This window comes from Armatimonas sp., from assembly GCF_043757465.1.
Classification (GTDB): domain Bacteria; phylum Armatimonadota; class Armatimonadia; order Armatimonadales; family Armatimonadaceae; genus Armatimonas.
Map to the genome: position 1 here is coordinate 16,996 of NZ_JAYVPL010000014.1, position 17,020 is coordinate 34,015.

Here is a 17,020-nt window from a genome sequence, read left to right on the forward strand (position 1 = left end):
ATATATCCCGAATCTCAAAACCGTGACCACTCGAAGAGTATGGACTGGATCTCGGGAGTGCGCTGCCGGAGGAGCTCGTAGGCAGGGAGGGCCTCCTCGGCAGGGAGCGTCATGCTTGCCAGGTCGTGGACGACCAGCTTTCTCTGGGCAATTAACTCCAGGGTTTGTCGTATATCCTGAGGGCGGGTGTTGCGCGGTAGCACGAATGTCAGCTCCTTCATAAACGCAGCCTGGTAGGGCAGAGGCAGCGTTTCGGAGTAGCTTCCCTGAAGGATATAGCGTGCGCCAAGCTGCTCGCTCTCCCCGAATGGCACATCGTGAGCGAGACGAATCGCTTTCTCGACGATCTCCGGAGCACAGGTTGTGTCCACAATTACACTCGCTCCTTCGGGGACCAGTGCATGGAGCTCTTCAAAGAGTGTATCGCCCGAGACCGCCTCCAGCCCACTTCTTCGCACCAGCTCCGCGCGCTCGGGCCGCAGGTCGGCTCCGATGACCCGGGCACCCGAGAGTGCGTGGAGTCGCGCCGACAGCACCCCTATGGGATCAAGCCCAATGACGATTACGGTCTCGCTCTTTTGGGGGCGGGAGTGCTGGATGCCTCGGTGGGCTATTGCCGCAAGTGCGGTAAGCGGGGCATCGCGCAGGGAGAGCGTGGCAGGCAGGAGGTAGATATCCGAGGCACGGCACACGGCGTGTCCACAGTGCCCGCCCCCGCACCGCGCGACTTTGTCTTCCTCAATCCGGCTAGTGCCGTTACAAAGAACGCGCGTCCCTGGCAAGATTCCCGCATCGCCGCCGCTTGCAATCACGATTCCGGCGAGCGCACCGCCCGGAATCAAAGGAAACTCAGGCATCCCTAGCTGCTGGCCCGCGAGTACCCGTAGCTCCGTAGCCGGGTTGATGCAGGTGAACGCGGTCTTGATCAGAACCTCGTCGGGCTCGGGGTCTGGAATGGTTACTTCACGCAGCTCAACCTGCCCGGGGGCACTAAAGAGGATTGCCTTTGTTTTCATCTCGTTTGTGTTTCTCCTTGGGAAGTAGAAGCACTGCAATAACTGCGCCACCCGCTCCTAGCCAAAAGGGCGCGGCGGGAGACACTCTGTCGTAGAGTACGCCCGCGATCAGGCTGGCGGGGAGCGCTCCGATTCCGACGACCAGGTGGAAAACTCCGAGCTGTCGTCCACGCTGGGTGGGATCGGTCATATCTGCTGCAAGCGCCTTTTGCGCTCCCTGGGTCAGGGTGGAATAGAGCCCATAGAGCAGAAATAGCCCCAGTACTCCCCCGAATCCCACGCCGCCGGGCAGTAGTGCGAAGCCTGCATAGACCAGCGCAAAGACTCCCCAGCCCGCCACGATGAGCGGCCAGCGCCCTACGGTGTCAGAGAGCTTCCCCACAAGATAGCCAAGGCTCGCCTCCACCATATTAAAGAGGGCATAGAGCAGCAAGATGCTCTCCGGCGTGAGCTTGGCACCCTCTTGAGCCCGGAGGAGCAAAAACTGATCTGAGGAGTTCACAAGGCTAAAGACTCCCACGGAAAGTAGGAACCGCTTGTAGGTTGGGGACAGTCCCGTGAGACTAAAGAACCTCTCCTTGCCTTGCGTCTCCGATCCGCTGAGACGGCGGCCCCGTTTTTCATCAGGCTTTTCTTTAACTACCAGCCAGAGCAGGAGCACGCCTAGAACGGCAGGAAGAAAGGCGATCCAGTAGAGCGAGCGCAGGCCGCTCGGGTTGGCACGCAGGAAGAAGTAGCCGATCAGCGGCCCAAGCACGGCGCCCGTTGTGTCCAGGCTCCGGTGAAGGCCAAACGCCCGCCCGCGCTGCTCTTTGGGGCAGACATCGGCGATCAGGGCATCGCGGGGAGCACCCCGCAGGCCTTTGCCGGTACGATCCAGGAGCCGTGCCGCCAGCACCTGCGGCCACACTCCCGCCGCGCCGATCAGGGGTTTAGAGAGCGCGGCGAGTCCGTAGCCCAGCAAAGCAAGCGGCTTGCGCTGCCCCATCTTATCGGAGAGTGTCCCTGAATAGAGCTTCAGCACGCTTGCGGTAGACTCCGCCAGACCTTCAATCAGCCCCAGCACCCAGGCGGGTGCCCCCAGCATACGGAGCAGTCGCCCATTGATTGGGTAGACCATCTCGCTGGAAAGGTCGGTGAGTAGGCTGACGAAACCTAGTGCCTTAACGGTAGCGGGCAGGGGGGGCTCGTTTGCCATTTAAAATCGCCAGAGCAGGTCGGTGTCTTTTTCGAGCGGGTGGCCCATCAAAAATGCCCGGAGTGTGGGGATGGGCATGAGGTTCTCGCGCAAAAACGCATCGTGAAACGCTCTATCCGTCTTGCCAGACTCCAGCCACTCGGTGTGTAGCGCATGGACTTGCATACCGCCAATTAAATAGGCAAGCTGGTAGAGAGGGTCGTAGCTGCCCCCAAAGCTGCGCCGCACTTCCGCCTCGGCGTTCTTTGGCTCATGCCCGACTTCTTCGACGAGCAAATCAATGCACTGCTGCGGTGTCCACTCGCCGAGATGGAATTTCAGAGAGAACAGCACGCGGGCACATCTATGCAAGCGCCAGAAGAGCATCCCGACGCGCTGGAGGGGCGTGGTCGGAAAGCCGCGCTCCCAGAGCAAAAATTCCCAGTGCAGCGTCCAGCCCTCTACCCAGAACGCCGTCCAGAACTGCCGCCGGTAGGGACGGTAGCGCTCCTGGAAGAACGACTGCATGTAGTGGCCGGGGATTAGCTCGTGGTGCACCGTGGCGCGGGCGAAGTGTTTATTATTGCCGCGCTGGCTCATCTGCTTGAAGTCATGCTCCATCGAGTCCGTCGGGTACGAGACCCAGATCGTCTCGCCGCCCAGAAAGAACGGGTTCACGCGCTGCATCTCCGGCGACATCATGATCATCCGCCAGCCCTCCCGGGCGATCTCGGGCACGGTGAGAAGTGCGTTGTCTTCCACAAATGCAATTGCCTCACGAGTCAGCTCGGTAATGAGCGCGACTTGCTCGCCGGGCTTACAGTGGTCTTGTTTGGCCGCCTCAATCGCGGCGCGACCATTGGGAAGTCCAAGCTCTTTCGCCGCTATCTCCAGCTCGGCGAGGCACCACTGACGGTCCGTGTCGGCTTTGGCGATCAGCTCCTCCGGCGTGTAAGGAATAAAGCTCGCCCGAAGCTCCGCGATCAGCGCATCGCGCCCCACCGGGTCGCCCACAATCGCGTCGCTATCCGACGGCTTGAGCGTGGCGGCGTACTCCCCGAGCGCCTTTTCGAGTTTTTCATACGGCACGCGGCACCACCAGGCGACCAACGGGTCGTAGCCGCCATAAAACGTCCACCACTGTGCCAGGGTCTCTTTGACGGTCTCCGTCGCTTTGGCAGCGCGCATTTTCGCCTCTCCCCCTGCCCCCTCTCCGGCTTCGCGAAGAGGGGAAATAGCCTTGAGGGCTGCATCCAGCACGACTGCGGCAGCTTCGGCGTCTATGGTTTCATGATTGCGGCGGGCGTCGTCGAGCTGAGTGAGAGGCAAGACAAAAGGCACGAGGTCTTTGATCTCCTCGAACTCCGCCTTGCTGCGATCTAGCCGCTGCGTCTCGCGGGTGAGGAGGTTACGAAAGAGGAGCCAGTCGAGGCGATCCGGGCGCGTAAACGCATCGAAAGGAAGCTGCTCTAGCGCGGCTTGCCAAGTCGCTAAGTAGGTAATGAGTCTTTCACGTCGCAGGGGCGAGTGGGCGTTTGGGTAGCGTCGCTCAATGGCGGCCCGGTCCGAGGCAAAGCGCGCCAGGATTGTGGGCATGCGGTCGGCGGAGGAGGCGAGGAGTTCGTCGAGAGGGATCATTGGAGGGATTATACCCGCCGCCCAATGCGTGCTCCCTGGTAGGTCGCGGCTTCGACCGTCTGAGCAATATTTGCATCCCCGATGGTGTAGAGTTCCGCAACTTTCCCTCGGAGCGAGTGGGTGAGGGCATTCTCGGGCGTGGAGCCGATGGTGGCGACAATGACCTCGATCCCTTCCAACTCCAGCTCCTCCGCAGTGTCGGTGTGGCGGAGGGTGATAGGGCACTGCTCCACCAGCTCGTAGCCGGGGTGAAACGTGACACCACGTCGGCGGAAGTGCTGGAGAAACTCATCGAGGAGCATCATGTCGCCCGTGCCGCGAAGGGCGGGAAGTGCCGTGACAAAAACCACGTCTTTTCCCTGTGCGGAGAGGAAGTCACAGGCCGTGATGGCGCGGTTGGAGCCCTCACGGTCGAAGATAAGAACGCGCTTGGCGCTGCCCACTGCCCCGGTGAGCGCCTCCGTTACCGTGAGAGTCTCTGGGAAGCGCACGGGGCGTGAGCCCGTGGCAACAATCACACAGTCGGGCTGGAGCGCGAGAATGCTCTCGGACGAGGCACTGGTGTTGAGCCGGACGTCGAGCTTGCTGGCCTGTCGCTGGTAGAACTCGGCGATGCGGCCCCAGGGTTTTCTGAGTGGCGAGGCGGCGGCGAGGAGCACTTGGCCGCCAATCTGCCCGCTACGCTCCAGCACGATTACCTCATGGCCGCGCGCGTGTGCGGTAAGCGCGGCTTCCATACCCGCCGGGCCCGCGCCGACGATCACCACGCGCTTTTTCTCCGCCGCCGGGATCAGCTCCGACCAGCCCGGCATTGATTCTCGGCTCGTTAAGGGGTTATAAACACATGTCATGCGATCCATGGCGCCATGACAAGACTGTAAGCAGCGCGTGCAGTAACGAATATCGTCGAGCCTGCCCTCAAACGCTTTTTTGGCATGGTGTGGGTCGCAGATATGGGCCTTTGTCATACAGACTGCATCCAGCCAGCCTGCCGCCAGCGCATCCTCGGCCTGCTGCGCGGTCACAATGCGCCCGGCATGGAGTAGCGGCAGCGTGGTCACTTTGCGCAGCTCCGCCGCCAAGGGAAGCCACTCGCCCTCGGGGCGCGGGGTGGGGCCGTGGTGGAGACGCCCGTCGCCGCCGGTGGTAATCACATAGTCCACGAGCCCGTCGGCCTCTAAGCGTTGCACTAGCCCTCGATAGGTCTCAGGCGTATTTCCCCGTTGCTCCATATCGTCGAGCTTGACTCGAACGCCAAGCGGCAGGCTCTCCCCAATACTCTGCCGCATGGCAATCAGTGTCTCGCGCAGGAAGCGCTCACCGCCTGCAAAGCCGCCGTACTCGTCCGCGCGCGTGTTCCACATCGGGTTGAGCATCTGCGAGTGGAGAAACGACTCATGGGCGTGCAGCTCAAGGCCATCTACACCGCCCTCTGCCGCGCGCCGCGCTGCCGCACTGTGGGCTGCAATCAGCTCCTGAAGCTCGGCGAGAGTTGGCACTTTTCGGGGTGCACTATTGCCCCGTGGCCCGGTCGCGGGCGTGCTCGGAATGGGGCCGAAGATAGAAACGCCTGGCAGTGGCCCAAACCCCGGATGGCAGAGCTGGGCAAAGACTTTCATTCCGTGCCGGTGTCCTGCCGCAGTCAGCGCGGCGTAGCGGGGAATGATCTCATCGGAGATATTCTGCATCCAGCCAGAGCCGGGCATCGGCGAGGTCGCCCCGATCACGAATAATCCCACGCCACCCTTGGCTCGCTCCTCGATGTAGCTCTCAAACGCCGCCGACGGTAGCCCGCCCTCCACCCACCAGCCCGCAAAGTGTCCGCTAATCACCACGCGGTTCTTCATCGTGACGCCCCGGACGCTCCATGGCGAGAAGAGAAGGGGAAACAGTGTCTGGCTCATAGGGGTCATTTTACCTGTTTGGCAAGCCACGCGGCGTGAAGCCCAGAGGGAGTGCCTTGTGTGTCCCCAAGCGTAGACCCCTTGTGGCGCTTGCGCCAGAAGCGAAGCGAGCCCGCGTCGTTCCTGACGCTGGGGTAAAATGGCGGTATGTTCGCCCCGCTCCTCTGTCTCGTCGCTCTCATGCCGCTCCAAGCCCCGGCTTCGCTCACCGCTCGGCTGGAGAAAACGCTCGCGGCTCCGATGCTGAGGCCGGGGATAGTTGGCATGCGCGTTGTCTCTTTGGACACGGGCAAGCTGCTCTTCGAGCGTAACCCCGAGAAGTCTCTGATGCCCGCCTCAAACATGAAGATCGTGACGTGTTCGGCAGCGCTTGCTCTACTGGGACCGAGCTTTACCTACACCACGGGCGTTTATTCCCTAGGCGACGATCTGATCATCAAAGGCAGTGGAGATCCCTCGCTGGATTTTGCGCGGCTTAAAAAACTCGCGGAGGGAGTGAAAGCGGCAGGCGTCACCGAGCTCAAGGGCAAGCTACTCTACGATGCCTCCGTGTTCGACTCGGAAGCTCTGGGTGAGGGCTGGCAGTGGGACGACGAGGAGTTTTACTACTCCGCACAGGTCTCGGGGCTGAGCTGCGATGAAAATGTCGCGCTTGTACTCGTGAAGCCGGGAGCCGTTGGTCAGCCCCCGCTTGTGGAAGCGAGCCCGTATCTCACGATTGAGAATAAAGCCACCACCACAGATGGCAAAGAGCAGGCACTGAAGATCAGCCGCAAGCGCGGCCAGAACGTCGTGCTGATTACGGGTAAACTCGGCGACAAGGCCGATGCCAAGCGCACCGCGATCACGATGGAAGACCCGGCGCGCTTTGCCGCGTTTCGGTTTGCAGAAGCGCTGCGCAGTGCCGGAGTGAGCGTCCCCGAACACGTGACTCTCGAACCTGATATTGCCTCGCCGCAGTCCGCGCCTCTTGTGACCTCCGTCTCCAAGCCGCTCTCGCAGCTCGCGGCGGAATTTATGAAGCCCTCGGATAATCTCTTTGGCGAGTGCTTCCTAAAAACGCTGGGCGCTGTAAAAGGGAAGAAGGGCTCCACTGCCGAGGGAGCGAAAGTGGTGCGTGAGTGGCTTAAGTCGCGCACTATCCCCACCACAGGCTTCTACCAAGCCGACGGCTCCGGGCTCTCCAGAATGAATCTGGTGACGGCGCAGCTCTTACTCGGGATCTTGCGGGATCGGGCAGGCGATGCGGATTTCCGGGCAGCACTTCCCATTGGAGGCGTGGACGGGACACTCAAGAACCGCTTCAAGAACACCACCGCGCAAAACAACGTCCGCGCCAAGACCGGCACGCTCACCGGGGCATCGTCGCTCTCAGGCTACGTCACCAGCAAAGCGGGCGAGCGTCTCGTCTTCTCGATCCTCATGAACCACTACGACCGCGAAGGCGGTGCGAGTACGGCCCGTGCCCTCCAGGATGCGCTCGTGCTGACCCTGCTAGAGCTGCCCCGCAAACGCTAGGTTGATAGAGACAAAGGCCAGAGAGTTTCACCTTCTTGTGTAGCAAGACGCAGACTGGTTAGTAAATACGGATAAGGGTATCTACGTCCATTATCAAGTTGACCTTCGGAAGAAGAAAGGTATACTAAGCCTTCTTGTATTTTTTTCATGGTTAAATCTGCGTACTGTGGACGCCAAAACTCAATTTGTGAAAGTATTGCATCTTGCAGATTCCGAGAAAGCCGTGGAAATGGAATAGAGTTTTTGAGTAGTGCTAGTAGTTCTTGCTGCGATGCTTGCGAGATGATTTTAAGTCTCTGAAATGACTTGTAACTTAATGGTTGAAAGTTAGGAATTGCAATGGATATTGGGGTTCGATACTGAGGCCAGGTTAGAGTACGAGACATTTCTAAATGGATTTCAATGGAAACACCTTTATTGCGCTGAATCTTCTTTGCCCAATTCTCTATTACCTCATCTGACACATCAGCTAGCCGATCCTGTGCCCATGTTTTTGGCCAGAAATAGAATACACCATCTTGAAACTTACCTTCATATTGCCAGTTATGACAGAATTCATTTAGTAATTCATAGACTGTTCCCTTAGTTTTTGTCAAAGTATCAATCGTTATTGGTGTCCCTAATTGAGTATATTTATAATATACTTCCACGATAAATTTGATGCCTGATATTTTTGCTAATTTAGAAAGTATAAAACCCATGTTGTTTTTTTCATTATTTGTTAAATTTTTAATAAATTGTGAAATATCATAAATTATTTTATCATTTTTTGGTATTGTGAAAGTGCCCTCATACAAATGATCATAACGAACTAAAGTATCTAGAACAGGACGGGCATTAGTAATGGAATCAGATTCGGGGTCTAGATCTATATCCAAAAAATGCAACGTGTATTGGTGAATCTTCCAAGGATGATCACCATCTTGATCATTAATAACAAATAAAACACGAGGGTTAGATTTTGAAATATTCCTCTTACTTTTATATTTTTCTATATTTAGTGTTAATTCATGCGAAAGCAGTGGACTTATATTTTTTGTGAGGAGATTATTAAAATCAGAATCGCTCATGGCTAAGAGTATCTTTGAATATTTTGATTCATTCATGAAGTATCCAGGAGCCAACTCTCCTCTATACTTACGTTTTGTTTCAGGGCTTGCAATTAGAAGGTTTTTCCAATCTTTAAGCATTTTCAATGCAATAAACTTCGTTTTTTCTAGTTCATTGGCTTCTGTTACTATTGCATTTTTAGTTTTGATTAGTCTCGAGATTTTCTGATTTTCTAATATGGATTCATTAGTCCAAACATACTCATCAACTTCTTTTAGTTTGTTCAGGAGATTGGTTATTACTTTTTCCAAATTTGATTTGTCAATAACATTTGTTTGAATTCTAATATTTCCTGTTTTCCTGTCTAAATTATAGATATATTGATTTGAATTGGCTAGATATTCCCTCAATGATTTTGGTTGATTCAAATATCTCGAATATAAGTCAGATTGCATAATATTGATCAGATTACGGGTGTATGCCCAGGAATTTACTCATGTGATCGTTATTTTAATATGGATAATCACACAGAGAATATTATTACCTGTGTGATGAATGATTCCCAGTATTGGACTTAAAGATTAAGGTGCTGTGGTGTAGTGACTAGTTGCACTAGGACTGTAAGTAGTTCCTTCTTCTTGCATTCCCTCGTTATTCCGTGTCCAATGAAATATATAACGATAATGAAAACCATTACTCCCACCAAGCCCAGACATTTCAGTAGGGAGATGGATGATTTTTGGTCCTGATGGATTACCCGTTTCTGCCCAAACCTGTTTACTAATAGGGTCATCATTTAATAGAGCAACAGTCGTTTGAGCATCCAGATTAACTGTCCATGCTGCTGGATTGGCGCCTGAACATCCTGAAACGGCCATTTCGTCTTTGTTTTTGTTGGACGCAGGGTGTGGGGAAACGTATGGTAAGTGTGCAACTGTGAAGGAAGGACTTCCCCAAAAACGTCTTGCCGATGAATTAGTGTTTAGTGGAACAGAGACAAAAGTTGCCAATGCAACGATAGTTGAAACGATCATCAAATTTCTCCTCAACGAAAAAGTGAGATCGAGCCTCGATTACTACAGTCGAGCCTCGATTACTACAGTCGAGCCTCGATTACTACAATATATTTCAACTGTAATAATCTGCATAATACCTCATTTGAAATTTTTGTCAATAGTTTATAGAGTTAAAACGCAGTAACATTTAGACTTGACCAGCAAACGCTAGAAATGCGGTCCAGTCTTCGGGGGTGAGGGCGTGCTTGCCGGGGCGCATGAACTTTTGGACGAGCCTTTCATCGCCGCCGAGAAGCTTCCAAGCGGGGAGTGCGGTGTCTAAAAGCGAGAACTGACCGTCGTAGTTCGCCCAGGTGTCCTCTTGGGCGTTGGAGAGCAGAATCGGGCGGGGCGCGACGCAGGCGAGGAGGCAGTGCTGATCGAAGGGCAAGTCGGCGGTACGTTCGTTGTATTTCTTGTAGGCGTCGTTGAACCAGTGCGGGAAGACCGTGTTGATGCGCTGAACCGACTCGCCGACAGTGCCACGGCTCGGGGCCGCGCCGCCGGTTCCAGACTGATGAGGGATCACGGCGGCGAAGCGCTCGTCGCGTGCTCCCGCAAGCAGTGTTGCCTTCCCGAGGCGCGAGTGCCCTAGGGCGATAAGCTTCTTGCCATCGAGCTCAGGAACCGTCAGTGCCCAGTCCACCATCCGGGAGAACCCCCACGCCCAGAGCGAGACGGCGCGGTACTTGGATTCGTAGAGTGGGCACTCTTTTCGGTCCGCCGCAAACTCCTCGTAGCAGACTGTCGCAATGGCAAACCCGCGCCGCGCCGCTTCGGCAAAACTCCACGCCGTCGGGCCGCTATGCAGCGACTCGTTGCCGGTGAAGTTCAGTGCCAGAAAGGCTGATACTGGCTTTGTCTGCTTGAGGGGCAGGGTGAGCTGGAGCGAAACCGGCCCTAAAATCCCCGTGTGCAGACGAATATTGCGCAAGAGGAACCCGTCCATGGGCCGCTCACTTACCACCGTCGCTTTGGGGGCTTCGGCAGGCGGCGCTTCTCCGTACATCAAATCCGTAAACTGCTTCAGCAGCTCCGGGCGGCGTTTCATGCGCCACTGCTCCGCCGTCGTGCCTTTTGCAAAAATCTCGGGCAACGGCCCCGCGATGCCTTTTAAATCGTCCATAATACGCTACAATTTCCGCATGACAACGATGTATTCCTCTGAGTTGATTTTTCCCCTAGGCAAGCTCCACAGCCATAGCAGCAGTATCGTGGAGTTTCCACGCGGGCAACTATTGGTCTGCTGGTACATGGGCTCTGGCGAGCGCAAGGCCGACGATGTGCGGATCATGGGCGCGACAAAACCACTCAAAGGTGGCGCGTGGTCAAAGCCCTTTGTGCTCGCCGACACGCCGGGTTTCCCCGATACCAACTGCGTGCTTGCTGTCAACGGAGACGGTCGGCTCTGGCTGTTTTATGGGATGCAGCTCGATAATAACTGGGAGAACACGCTTCTGAAATACAAAGTGGGGCGAAAGATCGGCAAGTGGGACGACTCTGGGGTGGTGCCGCTCAAGCCCGATGATGCGGAGTTCCCCGCCGAGGTGCGGGCGAAATTGCCTCAAGTGCTGGTAGCCTATCCGGAGCTTGCCGTGTTTCGGGAGGCTATACTCAAAATGGCTGATGATAAGCTCAAGCGGCGCATGGGCTGGATGGGGCGCTGCAAGCCGCTGGTCGAGGGCAAGCGAATGCTCCTGCCGCTCTACTCCGACGGCTATAACTTCTCGCTCGTCGCTATCACGGATGATAGTGGCGCGACATGGACGTGCTCCAAACCGATGATCGGTCTGGGGGCGGTGCAGCCTGCACTCATTCGGCGCAAGGACGGCACCTTGATGGCGTTTTGCCGCAACAACGGCCCTGCACCGCACCGAATGCTGGTGAGTGAGTCCAAAGACAATGGGATGACGTGGAGTGTGGCGACCCACAATGCGCTCCTTAATCCCGGCTCTAGCGTGGATCTACTCAAGCTCAAAGACAGCCGCTGGCTTCTGTGCTACAACGACACGGAGAACGGACGGCACCAGCTTGCACTTTCGTATTCCGAAGACGAAGGCCAGACATGGACGGGCACGATTCACCTGGATGACAGCGAGAAGGCGAGTAAGTCATACCCCTCGCTTCTACAGGCGTCCGATGGCTCTCTACACATCACCTATAGCTTTAGTGCGACAGGTGGTGAGGCGATTCGGCACGCCCGACTCAGCTAACCTTGATAAATCCGAAGTAGAACACCAACCCAATCAGTCCAAGCACGACAATCAGCCAAAAAATTGTTGGGCCATTGTTGGTCTTCGCTTTAGATTTTAGGAAATGTTGTTGCCGCGTGGCCATAGGCGGCATTGTACCAAATTTTTCCCAGTACGTCATTTTGAACCATGATAAATGAAATAGCGTCTTTGAGGCCAGAATGCACTGAGGTGCTTCGAGAGGAATAAAAAACAATGAACCTAAACCGATTTTCACTGCTCTGCGCCGCTGCGTTCACACTGACGGCGACATCTGCACTGGCTCAAGACAAGCCCGGCAAGCCGGGACAAGATGGCAAGCCCGGACAAGCCGGACAGCGCCGTGGGGGAGCAATGAACCCGAAGGCTCTGGCCAAAGCATTGGAGCTCACGCCAGAGCAGGAAAAGAAGCTCGAACCCGCTTTCAAGAAGCTTGCTGATGCCCGTAAAGCCCTCAAAGATGTCACGGACGTGAAGGAGAAGCGCGAGAAGATGGCGGCAACGACCAAAGAACTGATGAAGTCCGTTGAGGAAGTGCTAACTCCGGAGCAGAAGAAGAAGTTCGACGAAATGAAGAAGAAGATGGAAGAAGCCGCTAAGAAGGGCAAGAAGAAAGACGGCGGCAACTAAGCCGTTGTGAAAATCCGGGGTGCCCGAAAAGTGCCCCGGATTTTTTTATGCCAAAATGTCGTGTAAAATGCGGCCTTCGTCATTTTATTTTTTGTAGCGGACGATCCGAACCTGGGCACTTGTCTCAAGCTCCGCGAGTGTGGTGAGCATGATCTCCAGCGCCCTCTCCGTAGGAAAGCTCCCCGAGCCTGCGCCAATCACCGGAAACGCCACCGAAGCGAAGCCTTTCTCATGGACGAGCACCATTGCACTTCGTACCGACTCTCGGATAGAGAACTCCGATGCCCGCCAGAGAAGGTTAATGCCCACGACATGGATGATGGCCTTGTAGGGAAGCTGCCCCGCCGTTGTCAGCACGGCACTCCCCAGTGGCATCGGCCCAAAGCTTGCCAGCTCATGAAACGGCTCATAGCCTGCTTGCTTCTTGATCGCCCCAGAGACGCCTTGCGGCAAGAGCAGCCACCACGGGATGATATTTCGGTTCCAGGCATTGACAATGACTTCTACGGGCTGATCGCAAATGTCTCCCCAAACAAGCTCTGGCTTCATCCGTTGGGATCGTCCAAAAGCATCTGGAGACGCGCTGCGAGCTCTGCTGGGTACTTTGCCGTCCAGCTTTCATCAATCAGTCCAACTTCGATTAAGTCAAGTAGATGCACCTGGTCTTTTCGGCGGTATGCGGTGAGCTTTATCTGGACGAGGGCTTCGAGCGTGAGCACCTGAAACCGATCGGCTCGGACAGAGTCGGTGACATCGGGGTGGGGAAGAATGTCTTGCTCAAAAACACGCTCGTTGGCAAAGACAATATGCACAGCGTCGCGGGCCTTGGCATCGGGACCATCGAGGAACATATCAATGCCGCGCACGTGCCGAAAGATAAACCCGATTGGCTCCAGCGCCGCTCTCGCCTTCTCCAGATCGCCTCGCCGTAGCAAGACATCCACATCTTGCGTATTGCGAACGGCAGACTCATCAACTTGAGTGACCCACGCCGCGATCGCATTGCCTCCGATAACAGCGTAAGCGACCCCTGCCAAATCCAAAGCGTTTGCAGCACGAAGAAGACGTGCCTTTACTTTTTCCACGGCGCTAACCATTCGTTCCAATGAAAAAGAAGTAAAAACACTATTGTCGATGGTCGTAGCCATGAAAATTCATCCAAGCCCAAAAGCTGAAGTAAGCGATCAAAAGGATAAAAAGTAACCATCTGAGAACCTCTTTCATCAAGTGCATAAACTAACTCACGAAGTAGAACTCACGCGATGAGATTAAGGCCCACATCAAGTCCTGCGCGGCCTCGTCTCGCTTGGGGCTGGTGGTGAGGTGCTGCAAGGCGGCGGCAAGCTCTTTGGTGTCGGGGAGGCGGCTGAGGGTTCGCAGATAGAGCTTCTTGATCAGCACGTCGTTGGCGAGCGTTTTGTCCGCAAGCAGCGTGGCGACCGTTCCGGCGCGTGCTCGGACTTTTTGATCCACGTACGGGGAGTTCAGCACATGGAGCACTTGCACGAGCGTGGGCTCGTTCTTGGGCTCTAGCTCCGCAAGAAACTCGCGCTGGGAGCGACCAAAGCAGTCCATGAAGAACGAACCAACGGGTAGCGAGACTTGCGCGGCGCGCATCTCAGTGGGGAAGTCGCCGAAGCGCTCGGTGCTACCAGTGGCGAGATTGAGGTTGTCAAGCAGTATCTGGCCGAGCATGGGACGGGGATAGAAGTGACTGAAAAACTGATTGTCGAGTGCGTTGGTGGCGTTCACCTCGCTGGATGCCTGGTAGGTTTTGGCGTTGAAGATCGTACGAATTGTGTGCTTGAGGTCGTACTTGTGATCGGTGAAGTCCTTCGCGAGCGCCTCCAGAAGCCCTGGCACGGAGGTGGGAGTCGTGGCGCGCATGTCGTCCACGGGATGCACGACGCCACGACCTAGATAGTGGCTCCAGACACGATTGACCGTGGCTTTGGCAAAGTACGGATTGTCCTGGTTCGTGACCCAGTCGGCGAGCAGGGCGACCACATCGGGGCCAGTGCCATTTCTGCCTGGGCGTAAACTCGCGGGATCCATCGGAGCACCGGCTCCCAGAAGGGTCGGGGGCGCGTCTTTGCCCCGGTTCTTGCCGGTGACGCTCTGGTTATTGACACGGCCATTGGGGTTGTAGTAGATCTCCGACTCACCATCCAGGTTGCCGTTGCGGGTGCCCACGCGGCCCATGAACGCGGCAAAATTCCAGTAATCATCGGTGGTCCAGCGGTCAAACGGGTGCTTGTGGCAGCGGGCGCAGGCCATGCGCTGGCCCAGAAACGCCTGCGCGGTCGTCTCCATACGCTCGTCGGGGTTGCGGTCAATTTTGTAGAAGTTGGTCGGGCCGTTGGTGTACGACGAGCCGCGCGCCATGAGGAGCTGCTTCACAAACTGGTCGTAGGGGACATTTTGGGCGACGGAGTCCTTGAGCCACTCGGTGAAGAGTGCGGCACTGCGCTCGCCGCTGATATTGTTGCCTAGGTTGCGCGGGTGCACGCGGAGCATGTCGCCCAAGCGCAGTACCCGCATGTCCACGAACTCCGGGGAGTCGAGAAAAGCATCAATGGTCTTGGCACGTTTATCGGGCGCTTTGTCCGCAATAAACATATCGAACTCGGCGGTAGTCGGCAGAATCCCGCGCAGATCCAGCGAGACGCGGCGTAGGAACTCGGAGTCGTTGGTGGGGCGCGACGGCTGAACATTGAGTCGCTTGAGGTTAGCGTAGACAAAGTCATCAATGAGATTGCCCGGAGCCAGCTTCGGGTAGGGCGCTTTGTCTTCGCGCGGCAGGGTCAGCGACGCCGCGTGGACCGTGCCCAGATAGCGCACCACCACAGCGGCCCCACCCCAGCGCTTGCCGGTCATGGTGCCCTTTTCGTCTACGGTTACCACGGCGGGATCGCTTGTCTCGTAGTTGGCCTGCGCCGTGACATCGCGGCTCGTGCCATCCGAGAAGCTCGCCACCACTTTAAGCGGGACTTTCTGCCCGACTTTGCTCAGAGTCACCTGCGCGGGGGTGACGGCCAGCTTACTCAGAGTCGCGTCAATGGCTTCATCGAACGGAGCACCTGCCGCGATCCAGTCGCGGATCGTTTTGTATTCAGGCGAGCTTGGGGAAAAACGCTCTCCTCCAGCATGGGCGCTCTTGTTGGTCGCCTTCATGAGCAGCAGACTCTTCTCGGGTTCCATGAGATTGACACGCCGCCCACGCCCCCCACGAACCAAGGGATCGAAGTCATCGGCAGGAGTCAGGGTAAGCAGGGAGAGTTGCAAGCCGCCACGCCCTCCAAATTTCCCATGACAGGCAGCGACGGAGCAGCCTTTCTTATCGAGAATCGGCGCAACGTCGCGGAGGAACTGGGGGGCAGCAGCTTTTGTGTTCGCCTGCGCCCGTGGCCCGACGGCCGCGATGCCGCTTGCCAGGGCTGTGAGTGCCAGCAGTGTGCTCGTTCGAATCTGAGTTTTGGTCACGGAATGGTCTCCCTTGAAAATACCTAGAAAATTATCCCCTATTCCCAGACGGACGTCAACGTGAATCGGTAGAATAGGCGTAACTTTACGAGGAGATTGTGAAAAATTGAGAAATTTAGGGTTGCCCCTGGTGGGCTTTGTGACACTAGGCGTGTTTAGTGTTGGCTGTAACAGTCAGCCCGCAACGGATTCGGGGGCTGCGCCGAGCGCGGTGGCCAAGCCTGCCGAGATAGTCCCAGTGGCCAAAGAGACTCCCAATCCCCTGGTGAAACCTGCCGCTAAGCCTGAAACGCCCAAGATGTCAGGCGACAAAGGGGTAACGGAAACGGTCAAGGCAGGCGCTGACAAGACGAAGGCGGGGGCGGATCAGGCGGGGGCGCTTGCCGACAAGGCGGGGGCAGCAGCGGCAAATCTCCCCGGTGGCCTCGGTGAGACCGCCAAGGCCGCCGCCGCCACCGCAAAAGCCGGTGCCGTCAAGGTGAAAGCGGGGGCTGAGGCTGTAAAAGGAGGCGTGGAGAAGGCTGAGGGGGCTGCTAAAGCCGCTGGAGATGCCGCCAAAGGAGCGGGCGACGCTCTAAAAGGCGCGGGTGATGCCGCCAAGGGTCTGCTCGGCGGAAAGTAAGCTCGCCTCAGAATCGCCCCCGTTCATGGCTAATCTTGTCCCGTAACTTTTTTTGCCAATGGAACCAAAATTGCTAAGGAGGGAGTTATGAAAACCAAAAACTCTCTCCCTGGAAAATGTAACTTCGGCATGGCCAGTTGAGCATTGCAACGCAGCTTGCCATGCGGCTCGTCTCGCCCGCGAGAGCGTTGCTCGTGCTTTGTTAAAGCGCTTGCATAATTATCGCGACGATTGGCGGTTCATATGCTAAAAATGAAGAGTAAAATTTCGGGTTGTTTTCGTCGTCTTGAGGTCGTCTTGAGGGTGCGACTCGCTTTTGTGTATCCGTAGTTACCTTCAGACTTGTAGCAAGCAGGGCTTAAATCGCGATTTAGAGTATAGCAGTAAGCCCTGAAATTAGTTGGAGATTTCCTTGAGGGTCTCTTCCTCTAAATTCCACTGAATACATAGGGTCTTTATCCTTATGCTTGATTTTAAAATAAGTATTATCAAAATCTCGGATATAAGGAGGGATTCCATATCCTGAATATTTTGATATAGTGCTAATTATGGATAAATATTGACAATAAATTATATCTTGATCCAGAACATCAAAATCTCTATAGTCTTCGGCAAAAGCATTGATTGTTAGTCTCGACGGCTCTCCACCAGCGCCATAAAAATTCTCCACATAATATACTGAGGAACGGGTCACTC

The 17,020-nt window shown here is 55.9% G+C and carries 15 protein-coding genes; 4 read left to right on the forward strand and 11 right to left on the reverse strand.

From position 1 onward, the window contains the following. Window positions 1–14: 14 nt before the first annotated feature. The 4 genes from ACH2ED_RS01985 to ACH2ED_RS02000 are packed head-to-tail and all read right to left on the reverse strand — an operon-like array spanning window position 15 to window position 5,735. A complete protein-coding gene (locus ACH2ED_RS01985) occupies window positions 15–1,016 on the reverse strand; it encodes a zinc-binding dehydrogenase (RefSeq protein WP_395088512.1) in 1,002 nt (333 codons plus the stop codon). After that, a complete protein-coding gene (locus ACH2ED_RS01990) occupies window positions 991–2,214 on the reverse strand; it encodes an MFS transporter (RefSeq protein ID WP_395088513.1) in 1,224 nt (407 codons plus the stop codon). The genes ACH2ED_RS01985 and ACH2ED_RS01990 overlap by 26 nt, the downstream gene beginning before the upstream one ends. Continuing rightward, entirely contained in the window at window positions 2,215–3,831 is a 1,617-nt protein-coding gene (locus tag ACH2ED_RS01995; protein WP_395088514.1) for a DUF885 family protein, read from the reverse strand. A gap of 8 nt (window positions 3,832–3,839) precedes the next feature. Beyond that, complete coding sequence (locus ACH2ED_RS02000; protein ID WP_395088515.1) at window positions 3,840–5,735, reverse strand: FAD-dependent oxidoreductase; 1,896 nt, start codon at window positions 5,733–5,735, stop codon at window positions 3,840–3,842. A 147-nt stretch (window positions 5,736–5,882) separates the two neighbouring features. On the opposite strand from ACH2ED_RS02000, the gene dacB reads away from it, so the two are divergent. Further along, window positions 5,883–7,253, forward strand: coding sequence for a D-alanyl-D-alanine carboxypeptidase/D-alanyl-D-alanine-endopeptidase (gene dacB / locus ACH2ED_RS02005; RefSeq protein WP_395088516.1), 1,371 nt, complete (start codon window positions 5,883–5,885; stop codon window positions 7,251–7,253). Here dacB and ACH2ED_RS02010 read toward each other — a convergent pair. From ACH2ED_RS02010 to ACH2ED_RS02020, 3 genes are all read right to left on the reverse strand, one after another. Further along, window positions 7,250–8,731: a hypothetical protein gene (locus ACH2ED_RS02010; protein ID WP_395088517.1), complete on the reverse strand. Its 1,482-nt coding sequence runs from the start codon at window positions 8,729–8,731 to the stop codon at window positions 7,250–7,252. The two genes, dacB and ACH2ED_RS02010, sit on opposite strands and share 4 nt — an antisense overlap. Before the next feature lie 153 nt (window positions 8,732–8,884). Continuing rightward, window positions 8,885–9,337, reverse strand: coding sequence for a hypothetical protein (locus ACH2ED_RS02015; protein ID WP_395088518.1), 453 nt, complete (start codon window positions 9,335–9,337; stop codon window positions 8,885–8,887). 169 nt (window positions 9,338–9,506) lie between these two features. Further along, window positions 9,507–10,484 carry a hypothetical protein gene (locus ACH2ED_RS02020; protein WP_395088519.1) on the reverse strand — a complete coding sequence of 326 codons (978 nt, stop codon included), beginning with the start codon at window positions 10,482–10,484 and terminating at the stop codon, window positions 9,507–9,509. 19 nt (window positions 10,485–10,503) lie between these two features. Here ACH2ED_RS02020 and ACH2ED_RS02025 point away from each other — a divergent pair, with 19 nt between their 5' ends. Beyond that, on the forward strand, window positions 10,504–11,571 hold the full coding sequence (locus ACH2ED_RS02025; RefSeq protein ID WP_395088520.1) for an exo-alpha-sialidase: 1,068 nt from the start codon (window positions 10,504–10,506) through the stop codon (window positions 11,569–11,571). A gap of 234 nt (window positions 11,572–11,805) precedes the next feature. Further along, complete coding sequence (locus ACH2ED_RS02030) at window positions 11,806–12,219, forward strand: hypothetical protein (RefSeq protein WP_395088521.1); 414 nt, start codon at window positions 11,806–11,808, stop codon at window positions 12,217–12,219. Window positions 12,220–12,303: 84 nt separating this feature from the next. Here the strand turns inward: ACH2ED_RS02030 and ACH2ED_RS02035 are convergent, their stop codons facing one another. From ACH2ED_RS02035 to ACH2ED_RS02045, 3 genes are all read right to left on the reverse strand, one after another. Further along, window positions 12,304–12,768, reverse strand: a complete 465-nt coding sequence (locus ACH2ED_RS02035) for a macro domain-containing protein (RefSeq protein ID WP_395088522.1) — start codon at window positions 12,766–12,768, stop codon at window positions 12,304–12,306. Continuing rightward, window positions 12,765–13,316, reverse strand: a complete 552-nt coding sequence (locus ACH2ED_RS02040; RefSeq protein ID WP_395088527.1) for a hypothetical protein — start codon at window positions 13,314–13,316, stop codon at window positions 12,765–12,767. Before ACH2ED_RS02040 ends, ACH2ED_RS02035 begins: the two co-directional genes overlap by 4 nt. Window positions 13,317–13,455: 139 nt before the next feature. Beyond that, window positions 13,456–15,702, reverse strand: a complete 2,247-nt coding sequence (locus tag ACH2ED_RS02045; RefSeq protein ID WP_395088523.1) for a DUF1549 domain-containing protein — start codon at window positions 15,700–15,702, stop codon at window positions 13,456–13,458. Between the two features lie 106 nt (window positions 15,703–15,808). Between ACH2ED_RS02045 and ACH2ED_RS02050 the strand changes: the two genes are divergently transcribed. Beyond that, window positions 15,809–16,324, forward strand: a complete 516-nt coding sequence (locus ACH2ED_RS02050; protein ID WP_395088524.1) for a hypothetical protein — start codon at window positions 15,809–15,811, stop codon at window positions 16,322–16,324. Window positions 16,325–16,694: 370 nt separating this feature from the next. On the opposite strand, the gene ACH2ED_RS02055 is transcribed toward ACH2ED_RS02050, so the two are convergent. Continuing rightward, on the reverse strand, window positions 16,695–17,020 hold a 326-nt coding region (locus ACH2ED_RS02055; RefSeq protein ID WP_395088525.1), incomplete at its 5' end, for a hypothetical protein.